The sequence below is a fragment of the Rhodococcus sp. NPDC059234 genome (assembly GCF_042754225.1).
Lineage (GTDB): Bacteria > Actinomycetota > Actinomycetes > Mycobacteriales > Mycobacteriaceae > Rhodococcus_G.
In genome coordinates this window covers 32,812-55,525 of record NZ_JBHZAH010000023.1, presented here as the reverse complement: position 1 = coordinate 55,525, position 22,714 = coordinate 32,812, and the positions used below count along the sequence as shown (strand labels likewise).

Below are 22,714 nucleotides of genomic sequence, written 5' to 3'. Positions count from 1 at the left end.
CACGGGGGGGGGGGGGCACGGCCGCCACGGGGCCCCCCATCGCCCCCCCCCCCCCCGGCCGGCCGGCCGGAGGCGTTCAATAGACCGTGCACTCGAACGATGCTTGCTGAGGCGAAGGGGCTGAGGAACATGGGTTCGATCACGATGGACGTCGTCCAGGACCTGCTCAAGCTGGTCATGGACCTGATGGCGGGCATGCAGAACGGCCAGGGCGGCGGAACCGGGAAGGGCGGCGGCGGGCTGCTCGGCGGACTCGGCGGCGGCGGACTGAGCTAGCCGGTCACGCCCGCCGCGCGGTCACCTTCTCGCTCTCGATTCGTCGCTCGAGCCGCGTGTCGTCCGCATTGTCGACCTGGACCAGCGAGGCCCCGACCGCCAGTACCGCAAGCAGGCCGTCGATCAGGTCCTGCGTGGTCGACCAGTGCGAGGTGGACAGTACCCGGTCCGATCCGGAAAAGCCCTGCGCGGCAGCGGAATCCAGAGACTCCTGCAGCACCTGCTCGACCGGCCGGCCGTCCAGTGCGGCCGCGGCCGGGTCCGACCTGTCGGGACGGAACTGGTCGCCGTGCACGCGAACGGATGTGGCGTAGTCGGTCACCCCGACCGGCAGGTTCTCGACGGGCCTACCGAACGCGTCCAGCGACAGCACCGCCACCTCGGCGGCATCGGCCACGTCGTCGAGTCGGTCCGCGGTCACCAGTGCGAGATCGGCGTCCGGGTCCGCCGCGAGCACGACCTCCAGTCCCGCCCACCAGCAACCCAGCAGCACCGCCGCCGTCTGCCAGTGCGCGGGCAGCAGCACGGACACCCGGGCGCCGGGGACGAGGCCGAACTCGTCGCGCACCAGGTTCGCCGTCTTGGCCGCCCAGTTCGCCAGCGTCAACGCGGACAATTCGATGCGCGCACCCGTCGCGTCGTCGTAGTAGGTGATGCGCGGGACCGCGGGATCCCGCCGGAGGACGGGGTCGAGCAGGTCACCGGTCAGGTTGCCGGTCGAGCCGCTGCGATCTGGCACGTGAATCCGCCGTTCTAGTTGACGCACTGGGGACCCTTGCGGCCCGCGTCGATCTTCGGGCTGGGGGCCGGCGCGGTGGTGCCCGCGCCCTGGGAACGAACGATAGAGGCGGACGCGGACGACGTCGACGCCGAGGTGGAGTCGGAGCCGGGCCCGGTGTAGTCGGTGGCGATGACGACGCGGATCGTGCCCGACGGCAGCGAACTGTCGCCGACGACCTGCAGGCCACCGAGCGCGTCGGCCACCGACGTCGCGCCGGCCGAATCGGGGTCGGCGGCGAGGACACGACTGCTGCTCACCGAGGTGCCGGTGTTGTTCCCGACCTTGCCCGGGACATAGCCCTCCGCGGACAGCGCCTCCGACACCCGGGCGGCCAGGCCGCCGATCCCGCTGTCGTTGGACACGTCCACCGTCACGGTCGACGGGTCGACGGCCGGCCGGGGCGGACTGGAGTCGGGCTCCGCGCCCGCCAGCGACGCGACGTACTTGTGCACCGCCTTCGGGTCCACCTGGACGATGGACTCGCCGTAGTCGGTCGTCGCGTTGATGTCGATCACCGGGATGGTCTCGAACTTGACCTGACCGCCCGCGAGGTTCTGCAGCTGCCGGGCGAACCCGATGATGTCCCAGTCCGCGTCGAGGACCACCGAGCGTTGCACAGCCGAGCTGAGTTCCTTGAGCTTGCCGGGGTTGCTGAGGGTCTTGGCACTCAGTACCTGGTGTACCAACGAGGCCATGAACACCTGCTGGCGCACGATCCGGTCGAGATCACCACGCTCGAGGTCGTGCCGTTGCCGGACGAACGAGAGGGCGTTGCCGCCGGTGAGGGTCTGCTCGCCGGCGGGGAACCGGGCGCCCGACATCGGCTCGTCCACCGCGTTGTTCAGGCACACGTCCACGCCGCCCACCGCGTCGGTGAGCAGCACGAAGCCGAGCAGGCCGATCTCGGCGTAGTGGTCGACTGTGACACCGGTGAGGTCCGCGACCGACTTGACCAGAGCCTCGCGTCCGGCCTGGGTGGCCTGCTTGTCGGCGTCGGCTTCCGCGGTGCCCTCGTCGAGCAGCCGCTGCTTCTCGGTGGCCTTGGTGGAGCCGAACGCCGCGTTGATCTTCGACATCCCTATCCCGGGAACCTTGACGTAGGAGTCGCGGGGGATGGAGATCGCGGTCGCCGAGTCGCCGTTGCTCGGGATCCGCACGAGCACGAGGGTGTCGGTGTTGTCCGCCTCCGCGTCGCCGGCGTGCAGCGAGGCGAGTTCGCTTTGTGAAAGCGGGTTTCCGTGCGCGTCGGTGCGGCTGTCGGTCCCCACCAACAGGATGTCGACCGCGCCGTCCTTGACGCCGCCGAGGCCGAGGCGCGTGGTCGCGAGGTTCGACTCGAGGGAATCCACACTGCGCCAGGCGAATCCGGTGACCACCAGTACCAGCACGGACAGTGCGGCAGCGGCGAGCTGGACTGGGCGGGCAGCCGTTCGGCGAACTTCCGACGACGGCACGGGCCGGTCGTCGTGCGGCCTGGCGCCGCCCGACCGGCCCCCGTCCGATGCTGTTCGGTCCGGCACTTTCTTGTCCGGCAAACTCTGCCCCTCCATACGATGTGCTGTGGTCCGACCCGCCCTCCAGGCTACTGGCGAACACCCAGCATCCGAGTGACCCCGTTCCGGCGTGCCAGACTTTGCGCTGTGACGAAGATCCTTGTGACGGGAGCGGGTGGACAGCTCGGCAGCCAGCTTCTCGGCCGCGGCGACTCGGCCGGATTCGACCTGGTCGGCCTCACCTCGGCGGAGCTGGACATCACCGACGCGGAGGCGGTCGGGGACGCCGTGGAGCCCGGCGCCGTGGTGCTCAACTGCGCCGCCTACACCGCCGTCGACGCCGCCGAGTCGGACGAGCAGACCGCGCACCGGGTCAACGTCGACGGTGCCCGGAACCTGGCGCGCGCGTGCGCACGCCGCGGCGCTCGGTTGATCCACGTGTCCACCGACTACGTCTTCGCCGGCGACGCGAGCGTTCCCTACGAGCCGGATGCGCCGACCGGCCCGCGGACCGCGTACGGGCGCACCAAACTCGCGGGGGAGCGTGTGGTGCTCGAGGACGACCCGAGCGCGGTGGTCGTGCGGACCGCGTGGGTCTACACCGGCGCCGGATCGGACTTCGTGGCGACGATGCTGCGGTTGCAGCGCGAGCGCGACACCGTCGACGTCGTGGACGACCAGATCGGTTCCCCGACCTACGCCGGCGACCTCGCCGCGGGACTGCTCGAGCTGGCGGGGCGCGAGGACGTACCCGGCGGCGTGCTGCACGCCACCAATTCGGGGCAGGCGAGTTGGTTCGAGCTCGCCCGAGCGGTGTTTTCCGGGGTGGGCGCAGACGCGGCGCGGGTCCACGCCTGCAGCAGCGCGCAGTTTCCGCGTCCGGCGCCCCGGCCTGCGTATTCGGTGCTGTCGCCGGCGGCCTGGGCGGCGGCCGGACTGACTCCGCTGCGGCCGTGGCGGGTGGCCCTGGAGGCAGCCCTGGCGGGGTTGCCCCCCGTTTGCGACTAGTCTTGCCCGCGTGAGTTCGCAGCTGGCCGTGGTGACGGTGACGTATTCGCCCGGCAGACATCTTCAGGAATTCCTGGACAGTCTCGAGGACGCAACCCGGATGTCGACGCAGGTCGTCATGGCCGACAACGGGTCGACCGACGGAGCGCCGGAGGCCGCCGCCGCGGCGAATTCGAACGTGCGCCTGCTGCGGACCGGCGGGAACATCGGGTACGGCGGCGCGATCAACCGCGCGGTCGCCGAGCTCGACCCGTCCTGCGAGTTCGTGATGATCGCGAACCCCGACATCCGCTGGGGTGCCGGCTCCATCGACGCGCTGCTCGACGCCGCCGTGCGGTGGCCGCGGGCGGGCGCGCTGGGGCCGCTGGTGCTCGAACCGGACGGGAGTGTCTACCCGTCGGCCCGGCACGTTCCGGGTCTGGTCTCCGGCGCCGGGCACGCAGTGCTCGGCACGGTGTGGCCGTCGAACCCGTGGACCACGCGCTACCGACAGGAGGACGAGCAGGTCTCCGAGCGGTCGGTCGGATGGCTGTCCGGTTCGTGCCTGCTGGTGCGTCGGGCCGCGTTCGACTCGATCAACGGATTCGACTCGCGGTACTTCATGTACATGGAGGACGTGGACCTGGGCGACCGGCTCGGCCGGGCGGGCTGGCACAACGTGTTCGTGCCCTCCGCGGAGGTCACCCACGCGAAGGGGCATGCGGCGGGCCGGCATCCGGAGCTGATGCTGCCCGCACACCATCAGAGCGCGTACCGGTTCCAGGCGGACCGGCACCCGCACTGGTGGCAGGCGCCGCTGCGCTGGGCGCTCAAGGGGGGACTGGCGGTGCGGTCGAAGGTGGCCGTCGCGGCCGCCGTACGAAGCAGGGCGAAGAACGAGGGGGATGCGCACGATGACTGACAAGACGACGACCGTGGACGCGGTGATTCTGGTCGGCGGCAAGGGCACCCGGCTGCGGCCGCTGACCCTGTCCGCGCCCAAGCCGATGCTGCCGACGGCCGGGCTGCCGTTTCTGACGCACCTGCTGGCCCGGATCAAGGCGGCCGGGATCACCCACGTGGTGCTCGGTACCTCCTTCAAGGCCGAGGTGTTCGAGGAGTACTTCGGTGACGGCTCCGACCTCGGTCTCGAGATCGAGTACGTCACCGAGGACGAGCCGCTCGGCACCGGCGGCGGCATCCGCAACGTGCTGCCGAAGCTGCGGGCCGACAATGTCGTGGTCTTCAACGGCGACGTGCTCGGCGGCACCGACCTTCGCGCCGTCCTCGACACCCACATCGCCACCGAGGCAGATGTCACGATGCACCTGGTGCGGGTCGGCGATCCGCGCGCCTTCGGGTGTGTGCCGACCGACGCGGACGGCCGGGTCACGGACTTCCTGGAGAAGACCCAGGATCCGCCGACCGATCAGATCAACGCCGGCTGCTACGTCTTCAAGCGCGAGATCATCGAGAAGATCCCGGCGGGCCGCGCGGTGTCCGTGGAGCGCGAGGTGTTCCCCGGCCTGCTCGCCGACGGCCGACGGGTCTACGGGCACGTCGACAACGCGTACTGGCGGGACATGGGCACCCCCGAGGACTTCGTCCGTGGCTCGGCGGACCTGGTGCGCGGGATCGCGCCCTCGCCCGCGCTCGACGGTCCGCGCGGGGAGTCCCTGGTGCATCCCGGCGCGGGCATCGCGCCGGGCGCGGTGCTGATCGGCGGGACCGTGGTCGGCCGCGGGGCCGAGGTCGGCGCCGGCGCGCGACTGGACGGCGCGATCCTGTTCGACGGCGCGGTGGTCGAGGCGGGCGCGACGGTGGAGCGTTCGATCGTCGGGTTCGGTGCCCGGATCGGCCCGCGGGCGCTGGTGCGCGACGCGGTGATCGGGGACGGCGCCGACATCGGCGCACGGTGCGAACTGCTTCGCGGCGCGCGGGTGTGGCCGGGGGTCACGCTGCCCGACGGCGGGGTGCGGTTCTCGACCGACGTCTGAGTTTGTTGCTCAATGCAACCCTGATCTGATGTGACCGGGCGCACGCTGGCACCATAGGTCGGGTGAACTCGCCGGAACCTGTATTTCACCGCTACGTCGCGCTCGGTGACTCGTTCACCGAGGGACTCGGGGATCCTGCGCCGGCGCGGCCGAACGGGCTGCGTGGCTGGGCCGACCGGGTCGCCGAGCAGTTGGCGGCCCGGACCGACGACTTCGGGTACGCCAACCTGGCCGTCCGCGGCAAGCTCCTCGGCCAGGTCCTCGACGACCAGCTGGACGCGGCCGTCGCGATGGAACCGGACCTGGTCACCGTCTACGCCGGCGGCAACGACTTGATGCGTCCGTCGGTGGACATCGACGCACTGGTCGAGCGCTACGACGCCGCGATCGGCAAGCTGACCGCGACCGGCGCGACCGTCGCAGTGTGGACCGCCTACGACGCCGGCTGGAATGCGGTCTTCCGTACCCTCCGCGGACGCACCGCGGTCTACAACGAACTCGTCCGCGAGGTGGCCGAGCGGCACGGCGCCACCCTGGTCGACTTCTGGCGGTTCGACGGCTACGACGACGAGCGGATGTGGGACTGGGACCGTCTGCACATGGCGACCCCCGGGCACGAGCGGATGGCGGTCGAGGTGCTCGACGCACTCGGTGTCCCGCATCGGTTGGTCGCGCCGGACCTCGGTCCCGTCCCGTTCCAGACCAAGGCCGACCGGCGCCGGGTGAACTACACCTGGACCAAGGACTTCCTCGGCCCGTGGATCGGGCGACGGCTCACCGGTAAGTCCTCCGGTGACGCCGTCGCCGCGAGAAGGCCCGAGTTGGGCCCGATTTCGGTCGAGGACTGACATCGGGCCCGTCGCGGGTCGGCGATGGGTTCGGGGTCACTCTCCGCTTCAGTACGCGGCGACGTCGCTGGTGTGCAGGTTTCCGGCGAACTGCTGGAAGTCGGCCAACTGGTCGGGGCAGTAGATTCCGAGTACCAGAAGTTCCCCCTTCACGACCCGGTCGTCGACGATCACCGGCCGGGTTCCCGGCCCGCCCGCTCCGTTGGCCATCTGCGACAGCAGGTTCGCGCGTGTCAGAGCCGAGTTCGGATCGGCGCAGACCGCTCCGCCGTCGTCGCCGAGCACCCGCACGAGCTGCTCCTCGGACGGTGCGTGCGCACCAGCCTGCTCGAGTGCCGCGATGAGCTGATTCGCCTTCTGCTCGGCCTGCGCCGTCGACCTTGCCGACGAGAAGGCGATGAGAGCGAGGACCAGCAGCAGCCCGAACGTGACCGCGACGACGACGTACATGATCGTGCGTCCTCGGGCGTTCTCCGGTTCGGTGTCCATGGTCATGACGAACTCCCCTCCGGCTGCTTCCAGGAGGGCTTACGCAACCGGTAGAACAGGTACGGAACGAGCAACCCGAGTCCGAGCGCCCCGGCGGCGACGAACACGAAGTACAGACCGGCGTTGCCGGAACCGAATTGGGATGGCGGAATGAAGCCGATCAGCAGTGCGGCCAGCGATGCGGTGAAACCGACTCCGCACAGGCCAACCAACATCGGTGCCCGGTAGCCGCGCGGATGGTCGGGAGCCCTGCGCCGCAATCGAACTGCGGCGACGAACATCAACAGGTACATGATCAGATAGACCTGCGTCGTGATCACCGAGAAGATCCAGTACGCGCTGGAGACGTCAGGAATGAAGGCGTACAGCAGGGCGATCACGGTGGTGATCAAGCCCTGGGTGACCAGAATGTTCTGCTGGACGCCGTTCTTGTTCACCCGCTGTAGGAATGGCGGAAGATAGCCTTCCTGCCGGGAGATCAGGAGCAGACCCCTCGACGGGCCGGCAAGCCAGGTCAGCATGCCGCCCAGTGATGCTGCCACCAGCATGATGCCGACGATCGGGGTCAGCCATTGCGAGCCGAACTGCGCAAAGACGGCGTCGAACGCCTGCATCACGCCGGCCGTGAGGGACAGTTGTTCAGCCGGGACCACCCAGCTGATCGCCAGCGCGGGCAGGATGAAGATCATCAGCACCAGGCCCATGGCCAGAAACATCGACCTCGGGAAGTCCCTGGCGGGGTTGCGCAGGGACGACACGTGCACCGCGTTCATCTCCATGCCCGAGTAGGACAGGAAGTTGTTGACGATCAGCACCAGGCTGGCCAGCCCGGCCCAGGCGGGCAGCAGGTGGTCGACAGTCATCGGTGCGGCCGACGGGTTGCCCTGGCCGAGGAAGACGGCGCCGAGGATGACGAGTACGGCACCGGGGATCAGGGTGCCGATGATCAGGCCGCCGCTGGCCAGTCCGGCAACCCCCTTGGTGCCGCGGGAGGAGATGTAGACCCCGGACCAGTAGGCGACCATGATGACCAATGCGGTCCAGACCCCGCTGCTGGCCAGCGCCGGATTGATGACGTATGCAAGGGTGCTCGCAACGTACCCGAGCAAGCTGGGGTAGTAGAAGATTGTCATCGCGAATTGGCACCACACCGCCAGAAAGCCCATCGGTTTGGAGATTCCGAGGGCCACCCAGTTGTAGACGCCGCCCTCCCAGCCCGAGGCCAATTCGGCCGAGACGAGGGACGTCGGCAGCAAGAACACCAATGCGGGAACCAAGTAGAGGAACACGCACGCAAGGCCGTACACGGCCATGGTCGGCGAGGGCCGCAAGCTCGCCACCGAACTGGTGGTCATCATCGCCAGGGCAATCCATGAGATCCAGGAACCGGAAGGAGCCCGGGTTCGTGCCGCGGCCTCGGCGGTAGGAGGTGTCGCGGGCACATCCGTCGCACTCATGGCGTCCACCGCCCAGGCGCTCGGCGCACCCGCGGTGCCGCGGCGGTGCGGAGGTGTCGGCCCGGCTCGCCGGTCGCCCCGACGGCCCTGTCGTGATCTGTCATCTCGCTCGACTCCTCGTCGCGGCGCCGCTGCGACGCCGTCCTGATCGAAACGCAGTGTCGTTGCACGACTTCACCTCTCTGATCGAAGTGGGCGCCTGGCCGGAGCTGGTCGACGATCCGGCGCCGCCCAGCACGAGGGGGCACCAGCAGCGTGGGTTGCGCGGCTACGGAGCACTGCCTGCTCGACGCTCTCGCACAGCCATGTCGTCACTTCACTGTTGCGGTTCGGGAAACCGCTCGGTGAGCTCTATTTTGCGCCTATCCGGTCCCGTATCCCAGACCAATTCGCTATTCGATGCCGCTGTACCCGAGGCGGTGACCAGGCAGCAACCGAGCCTCGAACGGTCGCGACCTCCGTTCGTGCGCGGCGGCGGAGAATGAGAGGTACACGTCCGTTCGACTCGTTCGGGACCTGGGATGAAGATGTCCGAGGATCAGTCGACCGGAAAGGGTTTCGCGGAAGGCACGTCGACCTGGAGGCCACAGAGTGTCTGAATCCACAAGCACCGGGGACACGGGTCCTGCGCGACGTCCGGGAGCTGCCGAGGTGCCGACGAGCGGGCACTCGATGACGGTGCGCGGTGCCGCCTTCCTCGGCGTCGGCTCGATGGTGGGCGCCGGGATCTTCGCTCTCCTCGGTGAAGCCGGTGCGGTCGCCGGTTCCGCGGTGTGGCTGTCCTTCGCTGTAGCGGGCGTCGTGGCGACGCTCCAGGGCTACGCGGTGGCCAAACTGGGGGCCCGCTACCCCTCGTCCGGCGGCATCGTGACCTTCCTTCTGCGGGGATACGGTCGCGGACACGTCACCGCCGTCACGTCGTGGCTGCTCTACTTCGCGGCGATCATCGTCACCGCGATGGTGGCCGTGTCCTTCGGCAGCTACGGTTCGGCCCTGTTCTTCGACGACTCGGTCGCCTGGGCTCGGATCTTGACCAGTGCGGTGATCCTCTTGGTCGGCGCCGTCAACATCGCGGGCGCGAAGCTCATCGATCGGGTGCAGAGCTTGATCGTGGTCGTGCTCCTCGCCGTATTCGCGGTGTTCATCGTGGTCACTCTCGCCCAGCTCGACCCGAGCCTGCTGGCCCGCTCGACCCACCCGCCGGCCACCGACATCATTTCCAGCGTCGCTCTGACCTTCTTCGCGTACCTCGGATTCACAGTCATCAGCTTCACCGGCGGCGACCTCCCGAACCCGCAGCGCAACCTTCCGCGGGCGATGTATCTCGCACTGGGCATCACCTCGGCGTTGTACATCCTCATCGCCCTCGGTGTCTTCGGCAGCCTCACGGTGCAGGAAGTCGTCGACAACGGCGACACTGCGCTCGCCCTCGCGGCAAAGCCCACACTGGGGGAGGCTGGTTTCGCGATGATGGCCGTCGCGGCACTCCTCGCGACCTCGTCGTCGGCAAACGCCAACATCTACGCGGCCGCCGGTTCGACGGCGAAGCTCGCCGAGTCGGGCATCTTTCCACCCCTTTTCGGTCGGCTCGCCCGAGTGGGCGGAACATGGGGCCTGGTCATCTCCGTCGTTCTCATCCTGCTGCTCGCGAATCTCGTCGATCTGACCGCGATCGCGTCGCTCGGGAGCGTGGTGGCGCTGGCCATCTTCCTGGTCACGTCTGTCGCGGCCTACCGGCTGAGGTCCGAGACCGGTTCCAGCGCGAGCGTGCTGCTGGTCGGAATCGTGCTCACGTTCGCGGTGCTGGCCGTGTTCGCGGTCCAGACCCTCCGTACCGAACCCGAAACGTTCGGCGCAATGATCGGGATCGTTGTGCTCGCGGTGGTTATGGATCTTCTCTGGAGCCGGCGGCGGCACAGGGCTGCCGAAGGAGAGGTCCGTGGGTGAGCGGCACCGCTCACCGCAGAGCGGCCAACCCGACCAGGTGATCGATGGTCTCGCGCTCAGCCGCTTCGGGCAGCGCGTCGACCGGCCACCATCGCAGATCGGTGGATTCGTCCGATCGCACGATCGGCGCACCGGCCGGCGCCCACACCAGGAAGCGCAGGTCCAGGTGCCGGGTCGGTTGCCCTAGCGAGCAGGTGATCGGGTGGGTGTGCGCGGACAGCAACACCGGGTCGATCCGCAGGCCTTCGATGCCGGATTCCTCGGTGGCCTCGCGCAGCGCGGCGTCCACCACGGTCTCGTCGGCCGGTTCGCAGTGCCCGCCGAGTTGGATCCACCGCCCGACTCGCGGGTGCAGGGTGAGCAGTACCTGCCGCCGGTCCTCGCTGAGCACCAGCGACGACGCGGTGATGTGGCCCGGTGCGTGCTCGCGTAGGCACCCCAGCGGTGCCGAGTCGAGGAAGGCGAGCATGGTGTGCCGCAGCGACTCGTCGGCGGCGTCGCGCGTCCGCCAGTCGAGCAGGGCCTCGCGGGCCGATCGGTGCAGGGACTGCGCGCTCACATCTCCACCAGCAACTCGCCCGGTGTCACGGGACGGCGCGGAGCCAGCGGTTCGACCGGGTTGCCGACCGCGACGGCGCCGAGCGCTTGCCAGTCGGCGCGCAGTCCGAGTTCGTCCCGGACCAGGTCCGCGGCGAAAATGGTGGACCCGATCCAGCAGCTTCCGATTCCCTTGGTGGCCAACGACACCAGCAGGCCCTGCACCGCCGCCCCCGCCGCCACGGTGAACATGGTCTGCTCGGCCTGGGTGCGGGCACTGTCCGGGTAAGAGTGCGCACCGTCGGGCACGCAGAACGGGATCACCAGTTCGGGCGCCTCGAAGAGAATGTTGCCGCGGTCGAGGCGCCGGGCGATTGCCGCCTCGCTCAGCCCGTCGGCGGTGAGATCCGCCCGCCAGCGCGCCCGCATCGCGTTGAGCAGTCGGAGCCGGGTGGCGGGGGTCCTGATCCAGACGAACCGCACCGGGCGGGTGTGGTGCGGTGCGGGCGCCGTCAACGCCTCCGCGATCGCGTCCCGCACCGCCTGCGGGTCAACGGATTCGGAGGAGAACTCGCGAACCGATCGGCGCAGCAGCAGTGCCTCGCCGCGGCCCTGGGCGAGGGCCTCGTTGGTGCCGAGCCAGAACAGGTCCTCCTCGCCGCGGCGCAGCAGGTCCTGCGCCCCGGATCCGTCGTCCTCGAGCGACATCCCGCGCACGACCGCCACGGGGACGCCGCCGACCTTGCCCTTGACCAGATCGCCCGCCGCGGCCAGTTCGTCCGCGACCGCCACCGAGGTGACGAACAACTCGTTCCCCTGGGCGTCGACCGAGCCGGCGTACCCGTGCAGTACCGGCAGGCCCGCCGAGCCGATCGCGGCGTCGGTCTGGCCGTGCCGCCAGGCCCGGCCCATCGTGTCGGTGACCACGACCGCCACGGTGACTCCGAGCAGCTGCGCGATCCGCGCCCGCAGTGTCCGTGCGCTCGCGTCGGGATCCTCGGGCAGCAGGGCCAGTTCCGTGGGGTGCACGTTCGAGCCGTCGATCCCCGAGGCGGCCTGCACGATGCCGAGACGGTTCTCGGTGATCAGGGTGCGGCCCTTGCGGGCGACCACGCGCACGGCCTCCTGGTCGACGAGAACCCTTCGCGCGGCGTCTCTCTCGTCGGGGTCGGTCGGAGACTCCACGATCCGGCCCTCGACCTTGGAGACGATCTTGCTGGTCACGACGAGTACGTCGCCGTCGGTCAGCCAGGGCGCTGCCGCCGCGATCGCGGCGGCAAGGTCGTCGCCGGGCCGGAACTCCGGAAGGCCGGGCACGGGCAGGATTTCGACGCCGCCGCCCGCGCCGTGGTCGACGACGGCGCTCACACGCTCACCCCGGCCAGTCGCAGGGCCACCCGCGCCATCTCGGCGGTGGTCTCGGGATCGGTCATCAGCAGCGGGACCGCCTCGACATCGACCCCGGGAACGTCCGCGGTGTCGGTCTCGTGGATCAGCCATCCGTCGAGAATCCCGGTTTCCGAACGCGATCCGTAGTACCGGCCGATCGCCTCGGCCGAGGTCTGCACGCCGATCACCTCGAGGCACTCGTCGGCCATGCCGCGCAGCGGCTTACCGTCGATCACGGGGGACAGGCCGACCACCTTCGCCCGCCCGGTGCGGAGGGCGCCGCGGATGCCGGGCACCGCCAGGATCGCGCCGACGCTGACCACCGGGTTCGACGGGGCGAGCAGGATCGCGTCGGCGTTCTCGAGGGCCTCGAGCACGCCGGGGGCGGGGGTGGCCTTGTCGGCACCCACATGCGCGAAGCTGTGCGTCGGCACCTGTGCGCGATAGCGCACCCACCATTCCTGGAAGTGGATGGCGCGCTGCTCGTCGTCGGCGGGATCTGTGATGACGACATGGGTTTCGCTGCGGTCGTCGGTCACGGGGAGCAGTCGGACCCCGGGCTGCCAGCGGTTGCACAGCGCCTCGGTCACCGCGGACAGCGGGTACCCGGTGCGCAGCATCTGCGACCGGATCAGGTGCGTGGCGATGTCGCGGTCGCCGAGTCCGAACCAGTCGGGCTTGGCCCCGTACGCCGCGAGTTCCTCTTTGGCGTTCCAGGTTTCGCCGACATGGCCCCAGCCGCGCTCGGGGTCGATGCCACCGCCGAGGGTGTACATGCAGGTGTCGAGGTCCGGGCAGATGCGTAGTCCGTGCATCCACACGTCGTCGCCGACGTTCACGATGGCGGTGATCTCGTCGGACTCGGAGAGCAGACTTCGCACACCTTGCAGGAAACGTGCCCCGCCGACCCCGCCGACCAATACAGTGACTCTCACAGACCAAGAGCCTAGGCGGACTGCCGTTACTTCGTTGAATGGCACCGTGCCCACCGGCGTGGGCAGCGCGACACGCTGGTGACGCGCACGAACGCGACGACAGCGTCAATTCGGGCTCGGTGGTGGTAGGGGAAAACCCCCGACGGCTTGACCCCTCAGTGCAGGCCGTGTCTAATCACAGGTATGTCATTCCGAGGTCGCCAACCCAGATGGTTTGCGGTGAGCCTTGATTCGAACGTTCATTCCCACGGAATCGGCATATTCGGGGATTCAATTTGTCAGGAGATTCTGCGCTATCAAAGGTGAGGAGGCGGAACGGATGTCCAATCTGCAGGAGTGGTCACTGACCGATCTCAGCGAGCTTGGCAACGAACCGCAGACCGATTCCAGGGCGGGCGCAGCGGGGGGCGTCTGCCGAACACAGGGCGAATCGAGTGCCGATCGCCCGTTACTCAGTCTGGTCGTCAACGGATTCGACGACATGTTCGAATCGATCGAGGATCAGTGGCAGGAGCGCGCACTCTGCGCGCAGACCGATCCCGAAGCGTTCTTCCCGGAAAAGGGTGGTTCGACGCGGGAGGCCAAGCGCATCTGCCTCGGCTGCGAGGTGCGCGACGAGTGCCTCGAGTATGCGCTGGCAAACGACGAGCGATTCGGGATTTGGGGTGGCCTCTCCGAGCGGGAGCGCCGGCGCCTCAAGCGCGGCATCATCTGAACGTCGTTCGACGGTCAGCGGTTACCCGCCGACGGGCATCGTCGGTGGGTAACCGCACCAACATATTTCACTCGTCGGAGTCGTCGGTGAGGTCGGGATCGATCACCTCGGGATCCACCCCGAGATAGGTCGCGACTTGACGGACCAACACTTCGTTGAGCAGATCCACCAGGTCGTCCTGGCGTTTGGCGCGCAATTCGAGCGGCCGGCGGAACAGCACCAGGCGGGCCCGCGTCGCGGTGCCGTGCCGGTCGACGCCCGCCGGGACCAGTCGCGACAGCGGCACCGGCCCCTCGGCCACCACCTCCGGTGGCCACGTCACCGAATCCGGGTCCAGTGCACGGATTTTCGGCACCTCGTCCACGGCGATGTCCAGTTTCTGGAGGCGGTCGTGCCAGCGCGCGTCGATCGGTGCGAATGCCTCGAGTACCAGCATGTCGAACTTCTCCGCGCGACTGCGCCAGGCGGGCACGTGCTCCGGGAGGACCGGACCGCGGATGCCCCGGCCTCGGCGAGCCACCGAACGGGAACTCAGTGGACGACCGTGACGGGCTCTACGCATGAGGGTCAATCCTACCGACACCCATACCCTTCCGGTGTGTCCGAGTAGGCGTCGCCGAGACGGAGGGCTACCCTCACAGGCGTGAGAGCACTGCGTCGATGCTGCCGGCCTGGGTGTAAGAACCCCGCCGTTGCGACGCTGACGTATGTCTACTCGGACTCGACTGCAGTCGTCGGTCCGCTAGCAACCGTCGACGAACCGCATTCCTGGGACCTGTGCGATTCCCACGCGTCGCGGATCACCGCGCCCAAGGGCTGGGAGCTGGTGCGCTACGAGGGCGGATTTTCCAGCCCCACCCCCGACGAGGACGATCTGACGGCGCTGGCCGAGGCCGTCCGCGAGGCGGGCCGCGGTGAGCGGAGCACCTCGGACGGTCGTTCCGAGGAGGCGCCGAGCCAGCTCAGCGCCAGGACCGGCCGTCGCGGTCATCTGCGGGTGCTTCCCGACCCCACGAGCTGACCGCGCCGGGCGCTGTCCGGCTGTGCGGGGGCACTAGGCTGTCCGAATACAGCACCCGATCAAGACCGTCCCCGAACGCAGGAGTAAAGCAGTGGCACGTACCGCCGAATCCGTCCATGCCGTCATCAAGGCATACGACGTACGCGGCGTGGTCGGCGACCAGATCGACGCCGACTTCGTTCGGGACGTGGCCGGTGCGTTCGCGCGGCTGGTCCGCGAGGAGCAGGCGTCACGCGTCGTCATCGGCCACGACATGCGCGCCTCGTCGCCGGATCTGGCCGCCGCGTTCGCCGACGGGGTGACCGCGCAGGGCCTCGACGTGATCCTGATCGGGCTCGCCTCCACCGACCAGCTGTACTTCGCCTCGGGCCTGCTGGACTGCCCCGGCGCCATGTTCACCGCCAGCCACAATCCCGCGCGCTACAACGGGATCAAGCTCTGCCGGGCCGGTGCCAAGCCGGTCGGTCAGGACACCGGGCTGGCCACCATCGCCGCCGAGGTCGTCGAGGGCGTGCCCGCGTACGACGGCGCCGCCGGATCGGTGAGCGAGCATGACGTCCTCGACGAGTACGCCTCCTTCCTCCGCGGCCTGGTGGACCTGTCGACCCTGCGGCCGCTCACCGTGGCCGCCGACGCGGGCAACGGGATGGGTGGGCACACGGTGCCGGCCGTGCTCGGTGCCCTGCCGCTGACCGTCGAGCCGCTCTACTTCGAGCTCGACGGCACGTTCCCCAACCACGAGGCCAACCCCCTCGATCCGAAGAACCTCGTCGACCTGCAGGCCTACGTGCGCAGCACCGGTGCGGACCTCGGTCTGGCATTCGACGGAGACGCGGACCGTTGCTTCGTCGTCGACGAGCTGGGCAACCCGGTCTCGCCGTCGGCCGTGACCGCCCTGGTCGCCGAACGTGAACTGGCCAAGGAGCCGGGCGCGACGATCATCCACAACCTGATCACCTCCCACGCGGTTCCCGAGCTCGTCACGGAACTCGGCGGCACCCCGGTGCGCACCCGCGTCGGCCACTCGTTCATCAAGCAGCAGATGGCCGAGACCGGAGCCGTCTTCGGCGGCGAGCACTCGGCGCACTACTACTTCCGCGACTTCTGGGGCGCCGACTCCGGGATGCTGGCTGCCCTGCACGTGCTCGCCGCGCTGGGAGAGCAGGACCGCCCGCTGTCGGAGTTGATGAGCAAGTACGACCGGTACGCGGCCTCGGGGGAGATCAACTCGACCGTCGCCGACGCGGCCGAGCGGACCGCGGCGGTGCTCGAGGCGTTCGCGGGCCGATCGCAGTCCGTGGACCGGCTCGACGGTGTGACGGTGAACCTGAACGACGGCGCCTGGTTCAATCTGCGGGCGTCGAACACCGAGCCCCTGCTGCGACTGAACGTGGAGGCTCGCACTGCCGACGAGGTCGACGCCCTCGTTGCTGAGATACTGACAGTGGTGCGCGCCTAGCGGGGCGCACTGTGGTGTGGACTCGAGCGAAAGGAAGGCTGCCATGACGGCTCCGTCACCCCTTCTCGACCTCGATGACGCCGCGGGCGTCGCCGCCGCCGACTCGGAGGGCGCGATGCGCGCCGCCGCGTTGGGTGGGGCCCAGGTCCGCGCCACGGCGGCGGCCGTGGCCGAGGGCGCGCTCGACCGGATCCGGAACATGCGGCCGCGCAGCGTCGTCTTCGTGACCGGCGGCGGCCGGGCCGGTCGCGCGGCAACCGTGCTGACTGTGACGATGGGGCCGAGAGTCGGGATCCCGATCCTGCATCTGCCCGCGGTGCCGCCCTGGCTCGGTCCGCTGGACGTGGTGGTGGTCTCCGGCGACGACGCGGGCGATCACCGCCTGCTCGAAGCGGCGGACTCGGGGTTGCGCCGGGGCGCGGAGGTGGTCCTCGTGGCGCCCGACGAGGGACCGCTGCGCGCGGCCGGTGCGGGCCGCGCGATGGTGTTGCCGCCACGGGTTCGCGTGCCCGACCGGAACGGTTTCCTGCGGTATCTGGCGGCCGGGCTCGAGGTCCTTGCGGCACTCGAATCCGAAAGGGCCGCAGTTCTCTTCCCGGATCTCGCGGACCTGGCGGACGAGCTGGACGCCGAGGCGGTCAGGGACCGTCCCGACAACGAGGTGTTCCACAATCCGGCGAAGTCGCTCGCGGTGCGGATGCGTGGCCGCCGGGTGGTGCTGGCCGGCGACGCGCCGTCGACGACGGCGCTCGCCCGGCACGGCGCCGAAGTTCTGCTGCGCACCTCGGGTGTGGTGGCAGCGGCGGCCGACCTGGGCGAGGTGCTGGCCGCCGCCGATCGGTTGGCCGGCGGCGGAGCCGCTCCCGGAACGGGGTACGACCCGATCTTCCACGACGAGGAGCTCGACGGTCCCGCGCCGAGCGCGCCCGTGCGGGTCTTCGTGCTCGCGACGGCCGGTTCCCGGCAGCTGACCACGCGCCGGATTGCGGCGCTACGGGACGCCGAGCTGGTGGCGGCCGAGGGGGAGGAGAATTCGATCGAGATGGGGGGCGCCGAGATGACCAGCCCGGTGAGGCGGGAGCGTACCGAGGTCGAGCAGCTGGCGGTGACGGCAGTGCGCCTGGAGATGGCGGCCGCCTACCTGCAGTTGATCGGTGGCCGCTAGTGCAGTTGATGCAAGGCGCACTGCGCACCTACGCCTGGGGTTCGCGGACGGCGATCGCCGAGCTGTGCGGACGCCGCGTCCCGTCGAACCATCCGGAGGCCGAGCTGTGGCTCGGCGCCCACCCGGCCGATCCGGCCCGGCTGGTGGTCGGCGACCGGGCGGTCTCCCTGCTGGACGCGATCGTCGCGGACCCGGCGACCCAGCTCGGCGAGCGGGCCCGGGCCGGCTTCGGCGACCGGCTGCCCTTCCTGCTCAAGCTGCTCGCGGCGGAGGAGGCGCTCTCGCTGCAGGCGCACCCCAGCGCCGAGCAGGCGAAGGAGGGATTCGCGCGGGAGGAGGCCGCCGGCATCCCACTGGACTCGCCGGAGCGCAACTACCGCGACGACAGCCACAAGCCGGAACTGGTCGTGGCCCTCACCAGGTTCGAGGCCCTCGCCGGCTTCCGCGATCCGCACCGCACGGTGGAGCTCCTGCGCGCCCTCGACGTCCCCGCCCTGGACAACTACATCGGACTGCTTGCCGGGCAACCGGATTCGTCGGGGCTGCGAGCGTTGTTCACCACCTGGATCACCCTCCCGCCGCCCGCGCTGGGTGCGTTGCTGCCGCAGATCCTCGAGGGCTGCGTGCGCTACCTCTCGGGTCCGGCCACCGAGCGACGGTACGCCCGCGAGGTACAGACCGTCCTCGGGCTCGGCGAGTCGTACCCCGGCGACGCGGGCGTGCTCGCCTCGCTGCTCCTCAACCGGGTGACCCTGGAACCGGGTGAGGGTCTCTACCTGGACGCGGGAAATCTGCACGCCTACCTGCACGGCCTCGCGGTCGAGGTGATGGCCAACTCCGACAACGTGCTGCGCGGGGGACTGACGCCCAAGCACGTCGACGTCCCGGAGCTGCTGCGGGTGCTCGACTTCGAACCGCTCACCGGCCCGATCCGGATGCCCGCGGCACAGCCCGGCACGCCGGTGCTGGTCTACGACACCCCGGCGCCGGAATTCTCGCTGTCCCGCATCGACCTGGACGAGGGCGGGCAGTCACAGCCGGCGAGCGTGAACTTCGAACTCGCCGGACCGCGGATCCTGTTGTGCACCGCCGGATCGGTCACCCTTCGCAGCGGCGACGCCACCCTGGAACTCGCCCGCGGCGAGGCGGCCTGGATCGCTGCCGCGGACCCCGCGGTGACGGCGTCGGCCCGCTCGATGCCGGCGCAGCTGTTCAGTGCCGCGGTCGGCTGAACGAGAAGTATCAAGGATCGTCCACCTCGAATGCCTCGAACCCGACGTGTATCGGGTGCCCGCACAGTAGCGGGGCAATAGGCTTCGAGAACGGACCAGTTCGAGGAGGCAGCGATGGCACGCACCGGGATCTTCCGGACGAAATCGGTGGAGCAGTCGATCGCGGACACCGACGAACCCGAGAGCAAACTCCGCAAGGACCTCACCGCGTGGGACCTGACGGTCTTCGGCGTCGCGGTCGTCGTCGGTGCCGGCATCTTCACGCTGACCGCGCGCACCGCCGGCAACGTCGCGGGGCCGTCCGTCTCGCTCGCGTTCGTCCTGGCCGCGATCGCGTGCGGCCTCGCCGCCCTGTGTTACGCCGAGTTCGCCTCGACGGTGCCGGTCGCGGGCAGCGCGTACACCTTCTCCTACGCGACGTTCGGCGAGTTCGTCGCCTGGATCATCGGCTGGGACCTCACGCTCGAGTTCGCGCTGGCCTCGTCGGTGGTGGCCAAGGGGTGGTCGCTGTACCTGGGCAACGTGATCGGCGCCGAGGGTTCGACGGTCGTCTCGCTCGGCGGGGTGGACTTCGACTGGGGTTCGGTGCTGCTGATCGCCGTGCTCACGGTGATCCTGGTGACCGGGACGAAGCTGTCGTCCCGGGTGTCCCAGGTCGTCACTGGCATCAAGGTCGCGGTCGTGCTGCTGGTGATCGTGGTCGGCGCCTTCTACATCAACAAGGACAACTACTCGCCGTACATCCCGCCGTCGGCGCCGAAGAGCACCGGTGAGGGCATCCACCAGTCCCTGTTCAGCTTCCTCACCGGTGCCGGTGGCAGCACCTACGGCTGGTACGGACTGCTGGCCGCGGCGTCCCTGGTGTTTTTCGCGTTCATCGGATTCGACGTCGTCGCGACCACAGCCGAGGAGACGAAGAACCCGCAGAAGGCACTGCCGCGCGGCATCCTCGGCTCGCTCGCGATCGTCACGGTGCTCTACGTCGCGGTCACGCTGGTGCTCACGGGCATGGTCAAGTACACCGTCCTCGCGACCGACAGTTCCACGCTCGCAACCGCGTTCGAGTACCACGGCATCACCTGGGCGCAGTGGGTGATCAACCTGGGTGCGCTCGCCGGCCTGACCACCGTCGTGATGGTCATGCTGCTCGGCCAGACCCGAATCCTGTTCGCGATGTCGCGTGACGGGCTGATGCCGAGACAGCTCTCGCACACCGGCCGTCACGGCACCCCGGTTCGGATCACCGTCATCGTCGGTGTCGTCGCCGCTCTTCTCGCCGGCTTCTTCCCGATGGGCACCCTCGAGGAGATGGTGAACATCGGCACGCTGTTCGCCTTCGTGCTCGTGTGCATCGGCGTGGTCGTCCTGCGTCGCACGCGGCCCGACCTGCCGCGCGGATTCCGGGTGCCGTTCGTGCCGTTGGTGCCGATTCTCGCGGTGCTGGCCTGCGCGTGGCTGATGCTGAACCTGTCGGTGGAGACCTGGATCCGGTTCGTGGTCTGGATGGCGATCGGCATCGTCGTCTACTTCAGCTACGGGTACCGGCACTCGCTGGTCGGCAAGCGGATGCGCCCGCCGCCGGGGCTCGCGTCCAAGGCCCTCGACCAGCTGGGCGGACCGGACGAGCCGACGCATCTCGGGCGGTAAGTCCGTTTCGCTGGAAGGGGCTAGGCTGAGCCCTCGTGCTGCTCGCCCGCCCTCTCGGCCCCCTCGGACAGGCCTTCCGGACGGCGCGCACCCTGCCGGCGCCGGTGCGCCTGATCCTCGTGTCGATGGTGCTGTTCAACATCGGCTTCTACCTCGTGGTCCCGTTCCTCGCGGCGCACCTGGCCGACGACCTGCACCTGGCGGGCTGGGCGATCGGCCTCGTCCTCGGCCTGCGAACTTTCAGTCAGCAGGGCCTCTTCTTCGTCGGCGGCGGCCTGGCGGATCGCTTCGGTGTTCGCCCGATGGTGTTGCTGGGCATCGCGATCCGGGTGGTCGGCTTCGTCGTGCTGGGCGTTGCGACGACCCTCGCCACGATGATCGTCGGCGTACTGCTGGTCGGGCTGGCCGCCGCGCTGTTCGCCCCGGCGGTCGAGGCCGCGAACGCCGCCTACGGTCGGGGGCTCGAGGAGTCCGGCGTGATCCGGCGGACCGACCTGTTCGGCATCGAGCAGATGTGCAGCCGGCTCGGGACGGTGGTCGGGCCGGTGCTCGGGGCGCTGCTTCTCGGCGTGCCGTTCGGGTGGACCGCGGTGGCCGCGGCGGTCCTGTTCGCGGGGCTCGGGGTGATGTTCGCGCGCTGGCTGCCGCGCGATGCGTCGACCTCGCACGGCGAAGAGGCAGGCACGAAGAGCCTGCGCGGGGTGTGGCGGTCGGTGTTGCGCAACCGGCGCTTCATGGTCTTCGCGGCGCTGTGCGGGGTGCAGTTGCTCGCCTACAACCAGCTGTACCTGATGCTGCCCGAGCAGTTGGAGCGGGTCACCGGGTCGCAGGCCGCGCTCGGCTGGTTCTTCGCGGCCGCCGCCATTCTCGTGATCGTCGGGCAGGCGCCGGTGGTCGCACTGGCAAACCGTCTCGGGCACCGCGTGTCGATCGTCGCGGGCATGGCGACCATCTCCGCGTCGTTCCTGTTCCCGCTCGGGGGAGGTCTGGTCGGGGTCGCGCTGTGGGTCGCCGCGCTGCACCTGGGCCAGATGTTGATGGTGCCGCCGATGCGAGACATCGTCGGCGTCCTCGCCCGCGAGCGGAACCTCGGCGCCCACTTCGGCATGCTCAGCACTCTCGGCGGGCTGCTGACCCTGCTCGGCTCGCTCGTGGTCGGCAGACTCTACGACCGCGTCGACGCGGGTGCCGCCCCGGCGGCCGCGCCCTGGTGGGCGGTGGCCGCCGGGGTCGGCGCCGCGGCGGCCTGGCTCTGGCTGTGGACCGCGCGGGTGCGGATCAGCCCACCGGTGTCGCGCTGATCCGGCCGAGCAGTGCGTCGACCACGAACGGGATGGTCAACGGGTTCGGCATGGACACCGCGTCGCTGGTCACCGCATCGAGCCCGACCAGTCCACCGCTGCGCACCACCTGCAGTCCGGTGAAGGTGGGCAGCGAGCCCAGCTTCCCGCGGGCCGCGTCGTAGTTGTCGACCACCAGCAGGTCGCCCTCGAGCAGTGACACGTTCTCCGCCGACACGTCGGTGTAGAGCGCCGACCCGAATCGATCCTTCAGCCCGGCAGGCACGCCGAAGCCGAGGTCGGTGAGCATCTGGCCGCGAGCCGAGGTCGGGCTGAAGGCACGCAGGCTGCCGTCGGGCATCACCCGCACGAGGATCGCCGTCTTGGTCGCGTACTGCGGGTGGTCGCGGCGGGCCGCCGCGAGGGTGTCGTTGACCTTGACGATCTGCTCGGCCGCTGCCTGCGGCCGGCCGATCGCGGCCCCGATGCGGGTCGTCACGTCCTGCCAGGGCAGCATCCAGTCGGTCTGATCGGCGGCGTGCAGCACGGTCGGTGCGATGGCGGACAGCTTCTGGTACTCGGCGTCGTCCACGGCGTTGTTGACGGCCACGATCAGGTCGGGGGCGGTTGCCGCGACCGATTCCATGTCGAAGTCGCCGACGGCATTCGCCAGTGCCGGGGGCGCGGCGTCGCCGCGCAGGCTCGGCTGTGCCCACGCACCGATTCCGGAGTCCACCGAGCCCTTCCACGCGGGCACGAGGACCGGGGTGACGCCGAGGGCGAGCAGGACGTCGGCGTCGCCGATCCCGACCGCGGCGACCCGGGCCGGTGGGCTGGACACGGTGGTCGACCCGTGGGCGTGGTCGAGCGTGACGGGCAGGGCGCCCGGCTCGGCGGCCGATGCCGCGGCGACGGTCGGCTGATCGTCGGTCGAACTGCTGCACCCCGCCGCGGTACAGACCGCGGCAACCAGGCCCAGTGCCATCGCGGCTCGCCTGCTCATGACTGATGCCACGCGGCACCGCCCTTCCTTGTCGCTACTTGATTGGTAACCCTCAC

At 69.7% G+C, this 22,714-nt stretch carries 22 protein-coding genes; 13 read left to right on the top strand and 9 right to left on the bottom strand.

Translation table 11 applies throughout. The annotated features are described in order from the left end of the window. The first annotated feature begins 99 nt into the window (after positions 1 to 99). Positions 100 to 276, top strand: a complete 177-nt coding sequence (locus ACFXGJ_RS07825) for a hypothetical protein (protein WP_378617780.1) — start codon at positions 100 to 102, stop codon at positions 274 to 276. 4 nt (positions 277 to 280) lie between these two features. Here the strand turns inward: ACFXGJ_RS07825 and ACFXGJ_RS07820 are convergent, their stop codons facing one another. Beyond that, positions 281 to 1,015, bottom strand: a complete 735-nt coding sequence (locus tag ACFXGJ_RS07820) for a TIGR03089 family protein (protein ID WP_378617779.1) — start codon at positions 1,013 to 1,015, stop codon at positions 281 to 283. A gap of 14 nt (positions 1,016 to 1,029) precedes the next feature. Beyond that, positions 1,030 to 2,607, bottom strand: a complete 1,578-nt coding sequence (locus ACFXGJ_RS07815; protein WP_378617778.1) for an LCP family protein — start codon at positions 2,605 to 2,607, stop codon at positions 1,030 to 1,032. Between the two features lie 90 nt (positions 2,608 to 2,697). Here ACFXGJ_RS07815 and rfbD point away from each other — a divergent pair, with 90 nt between their 5' ends. The 4 genes from rfbD to ACFXGJ_RS07795 all read left to right on the top strand — a co-directional run bounded on the left by rfbD (position 2,698) and on the right by ACFXGJ_RS07795 (position 6,382). Continuing rightward, positions 2,698 to 3,558 carry a dTDP-4-dehydrorhamnose reductase gene (gene rfbD, locus ACFXGJ_RS07810; protein ID WP_378617777.1) on the top strand — a complete coding sequence of 287 codons (861 nt, stop codon included), beginning with the start codon at positions 2,698 to 2,700 and terminating at the stop codon, positions 3,556 to 3,558. Positions 3,559 to 3,568: 10 nt separating this feature from the next. Next, a complete protein-coding gene (locus tag ACFXGJ_RS07805) occupies positions 3,569 to 4,459 on the top strand; it encodes a glycosyltransferase family 2 protein (protein WP_378617776.1) in 891 nt (296 codons plus the stop codon). Beyond that, complete coding sequence (locus ACFXGJ_RS07800) at positions 4,452 to 5,534, top strand: sugar phosphate nucleotidyltransferase (RefSeq protein ID WP_378617775.1); 1,083 nt, start codon at positions 4,452 to 4,454, stop codon at positions 5,532 to 5,534. The genes ACFXGJ_RS07805 and ACFXGJ_RS07800 overlap by 8 nt, the downstream gene beginning before the upstream one ends. Before the next feature lie 62 nt (positions 5,535 to 5,596). Continuing rightward, complete coding sequence (locus tag ACFXGJ_RS07795; protein WP_378617774.1) at positions 5,597 to 6,382, top strand: SGNH/GDSL hydrolase family protein; 786 nt, start codon at positions 5,597 to 5,599, stop codon at positions 6,380 to 6,382. Between the two features lie 48 nt (positions 6,383 to 6,430). Here the strand turns inward: ACFXGJ_RS07795 and ACFXGJ_RS07790 are convergent, their stop codons facing one another. Together ACFXGJ_RS07790 and ACFXGJ_RS07785 are read right to left on the bottom strand one after the other, a co-directional pair. Then, the gene (locus ACFXGJ_RS07790) at positions 6,431 to 6,877 is read right to left on the bottom strand and encodes a Tfp pilus assembly protein FimT/FimU (RefSeq protein ID WP_378617773.1); all 447 of its coding nucleotides are present in this window, start codon (positions 6,875 to 6,877) and stop codon (positions 6,431 to 6,433) included. After that, positions 6,874 to 8,328, bottom strand: coding sequence for an APC family permease (locus ACFXGJ_RS07785; protein WP_378617772.1), 1,455 nt, complete (start codon positions 8,326 to 8,328; stop codon positions 6,874 to 6,876). Before ACFXGJ_RS07785 ends, ACFXGJ_RS07790 begins: the two co-directional genes overlap by 4 nt. A 672-nt stretch (positions 8,329 to 9,000) precedes the next feature. Between ACFXGJ_RS07785 and ACFXGJ_RS07780 the strand changes: the two genes are divergently transcribed. Continuing rightward, the gene (locus tag ACFXGJ_RS07780; RefSeq protein WP_378617771.1) at positions 9,001 to 10,275 is read left to right on the top strand and encodes an APC family permease; all 1,275 of its coding nucleotides are present in this window, start codon (positions 9,001 to 9,003) and stop codon (positions 10,273 to 10,275) included. 10 nt (positions 10,276 to 10,285) lie between these two features. Here ACFXGJ_RS07780 and ACFXGJ_RS07775 read toward each other — a convergent pair whose 3' ends face one another. From ACFXGJ_RS07775 to cofD, 3 genes are read right to left on the bottom strand one after another with little or no spacing between them, the layout of a single operon-like run. Continuing rightward, entirely contained in the window at positions 10,286 to 10,834 is a 549-nt protein-coding gene (locus ACFXGJ_RS07775) for an NUDIX hydrolase (RefSeq protein WP_378617770.1), read from the bottom strand. Beyond that, positions 10,831 to 12,180 (bottom strand): coenzyme F420-0:L-glutamate ligase, encoded by a 1,350-nt coding sequence (locus ACFXGJ_RS07770; RefSeq protein ID WP_378617769.1) that lies wholly within the window; start codon positions 12,178 to 12,180, stop codon positions 10,831 to 10,833. The genes ACFXGJ_RS07775 and ACFXGJ_RS07770 overlap by 4 nt, the downstream gene beginning before the upstream one ends. Then, on the bottom strand, positions 12,177 to 13,136 hold the full coding sequence (gene cofD / locus ACFXGJ_RS07765) for a 2-phospho-L-lactate transferase (protein WP_378617768.1): 960 nt from the start codon (positions 13,134 to 13,136) through the stop codon (positions 12,177 to 12,179). Before cofD ends, ACFXGJ_RS07770 begins: the two co-directional genes overlap by 4 nt. A gap of 481 nt (positions 13,137 to 13,617) precedes the next feature. Here cofD and ACFXGJ_RS07760 point away from each other — a divergent pair, with 481 nt between their 5' ends. Continuing rightward, entirely contained in the window at positions 13,618 to 13,851 is a 234-nt protein-coding gene (locus ACFXGJ_RS07760) for a WhiB family transcriptional regulator (protein ID WP_378422660.1), read from the top strand. Between the two features lie 67 nt (positions 13,852 to 13,918). Here the strand turns inward: ACFXGJ_RS07760 and ACFXGJ_RS07755 are convergent, their stop codons facing one another. Further along, positions 13,919 to 14,413, bottom strand: a complete 495-nt coding sequence (locus tag ACFXGJ_RS07755; RefSeq protein WP_378617767.1) for a metallopeptidase family protein — start codon at positions 14,411 to 14,413, stop codon at positions 13,919 to 13,921. A gap of 81 nt (positions 14,414 to 14,494) precedes the next feature. On the opposite strand from ACFXGJ_RS07755, the gene ACFXGJ_RS07750 reads away from it, so the two are divergent. From ACFXGJ_RS07750 to ACFXGJ_RS07725, 6 genes are all read left to right on the top strand, one after another. Beyond that, the gene (locus ACFXGJ_RS07750) at positions 14,495 to 14,872 is read left to right on the top strand and encodes a DUF3499 domain-containing protein (protein WP_378617766.1); all 378 of its coding nucleotides are present in this window, start codon (positions 14,495 to 14,497) and stop codon (positions 14,870 to 14,872) included. Positions 14,873 to 14,963: 91 nt separating this feature from the next. Beyond that, entirely contained in the window at positions 14,964 to 16,331 is a 1,368-nt protein-coding gene (locus ACFXGJ_RS07745) for a phosphomannomutase/phosphoglucomutase (protein ID WP_378617765.1), read from the top strand. Between the two features lie 43 nt (positions 16,332 to 16,374). After that, positions 16,375 to 17,496, top strand: coding sequence for a tobH protein (locus ACFXGJ_RS07740; protein WP_378617764.1), 1,122 nt, complete (start codon positions 16,375 to 16,377; stop codon positions 17,494 to 17,496). After that, a complete protein-coding gene (gene manA / locus ACFXGJ_RS07735) occupies positions 17,496 to 18,728 on the top strand; it encodes a mannose-6-phosphate isomerase, class I (RefSeq protein ID WP_378617763.1) in 1,233 nt (410 codons plus the stop codon). Before ACFXGJ_RS07740 ends, manA begins: the two co-directional genes overlap by 1 nt. Before the next feature lie 114 nt (positions 18,729 to 18,842). Beyond that, positions 18,843 to 20,375 carry an amino acid permease gene (locus ACFXGJ_RS07730; RefSeq protein WP_378617762.1) on the top strand — a complete coding sequence of 511 codons (1,533 nt, stop codon included), beginning with the start codon at positions 18,843 to 18,845 and terminating at the stop codon, positions 20,373 to 20,375. 35 nt (positions 20,376 to 20,410) lie between these two features. Then, a complete protein-coding gene (locus ACFXGJ_RS07725) occupies positions 20,411 to 21,676 on the top strand; it encodes an MFS transporter (protein WP_378617761.1) in 1,266 nt (421 codons plus the stop codon). Here ACFXGJ_RS07725 and ACFXGJ_RS07720 read toward each other — a convergent pair. Beyond that, a complete protein-coding gene (locus ACFXGJ_RS07720) occupies positions 21,654 to 22,670 on the bottom strand; it encodes an ABC transporter substrate-binding protein (RefSeq protein ID WP_378617760.1) in 1,017 nt (338 codons plus the stop codon). The two genes, ACFXGJ_RS07725 and ACFXGJ_RS07720, sit on opposite strands and share 23 nt — an antisense overlap. Positions 22,671 to 22,714: the final 44 nt, after the last annotated feature.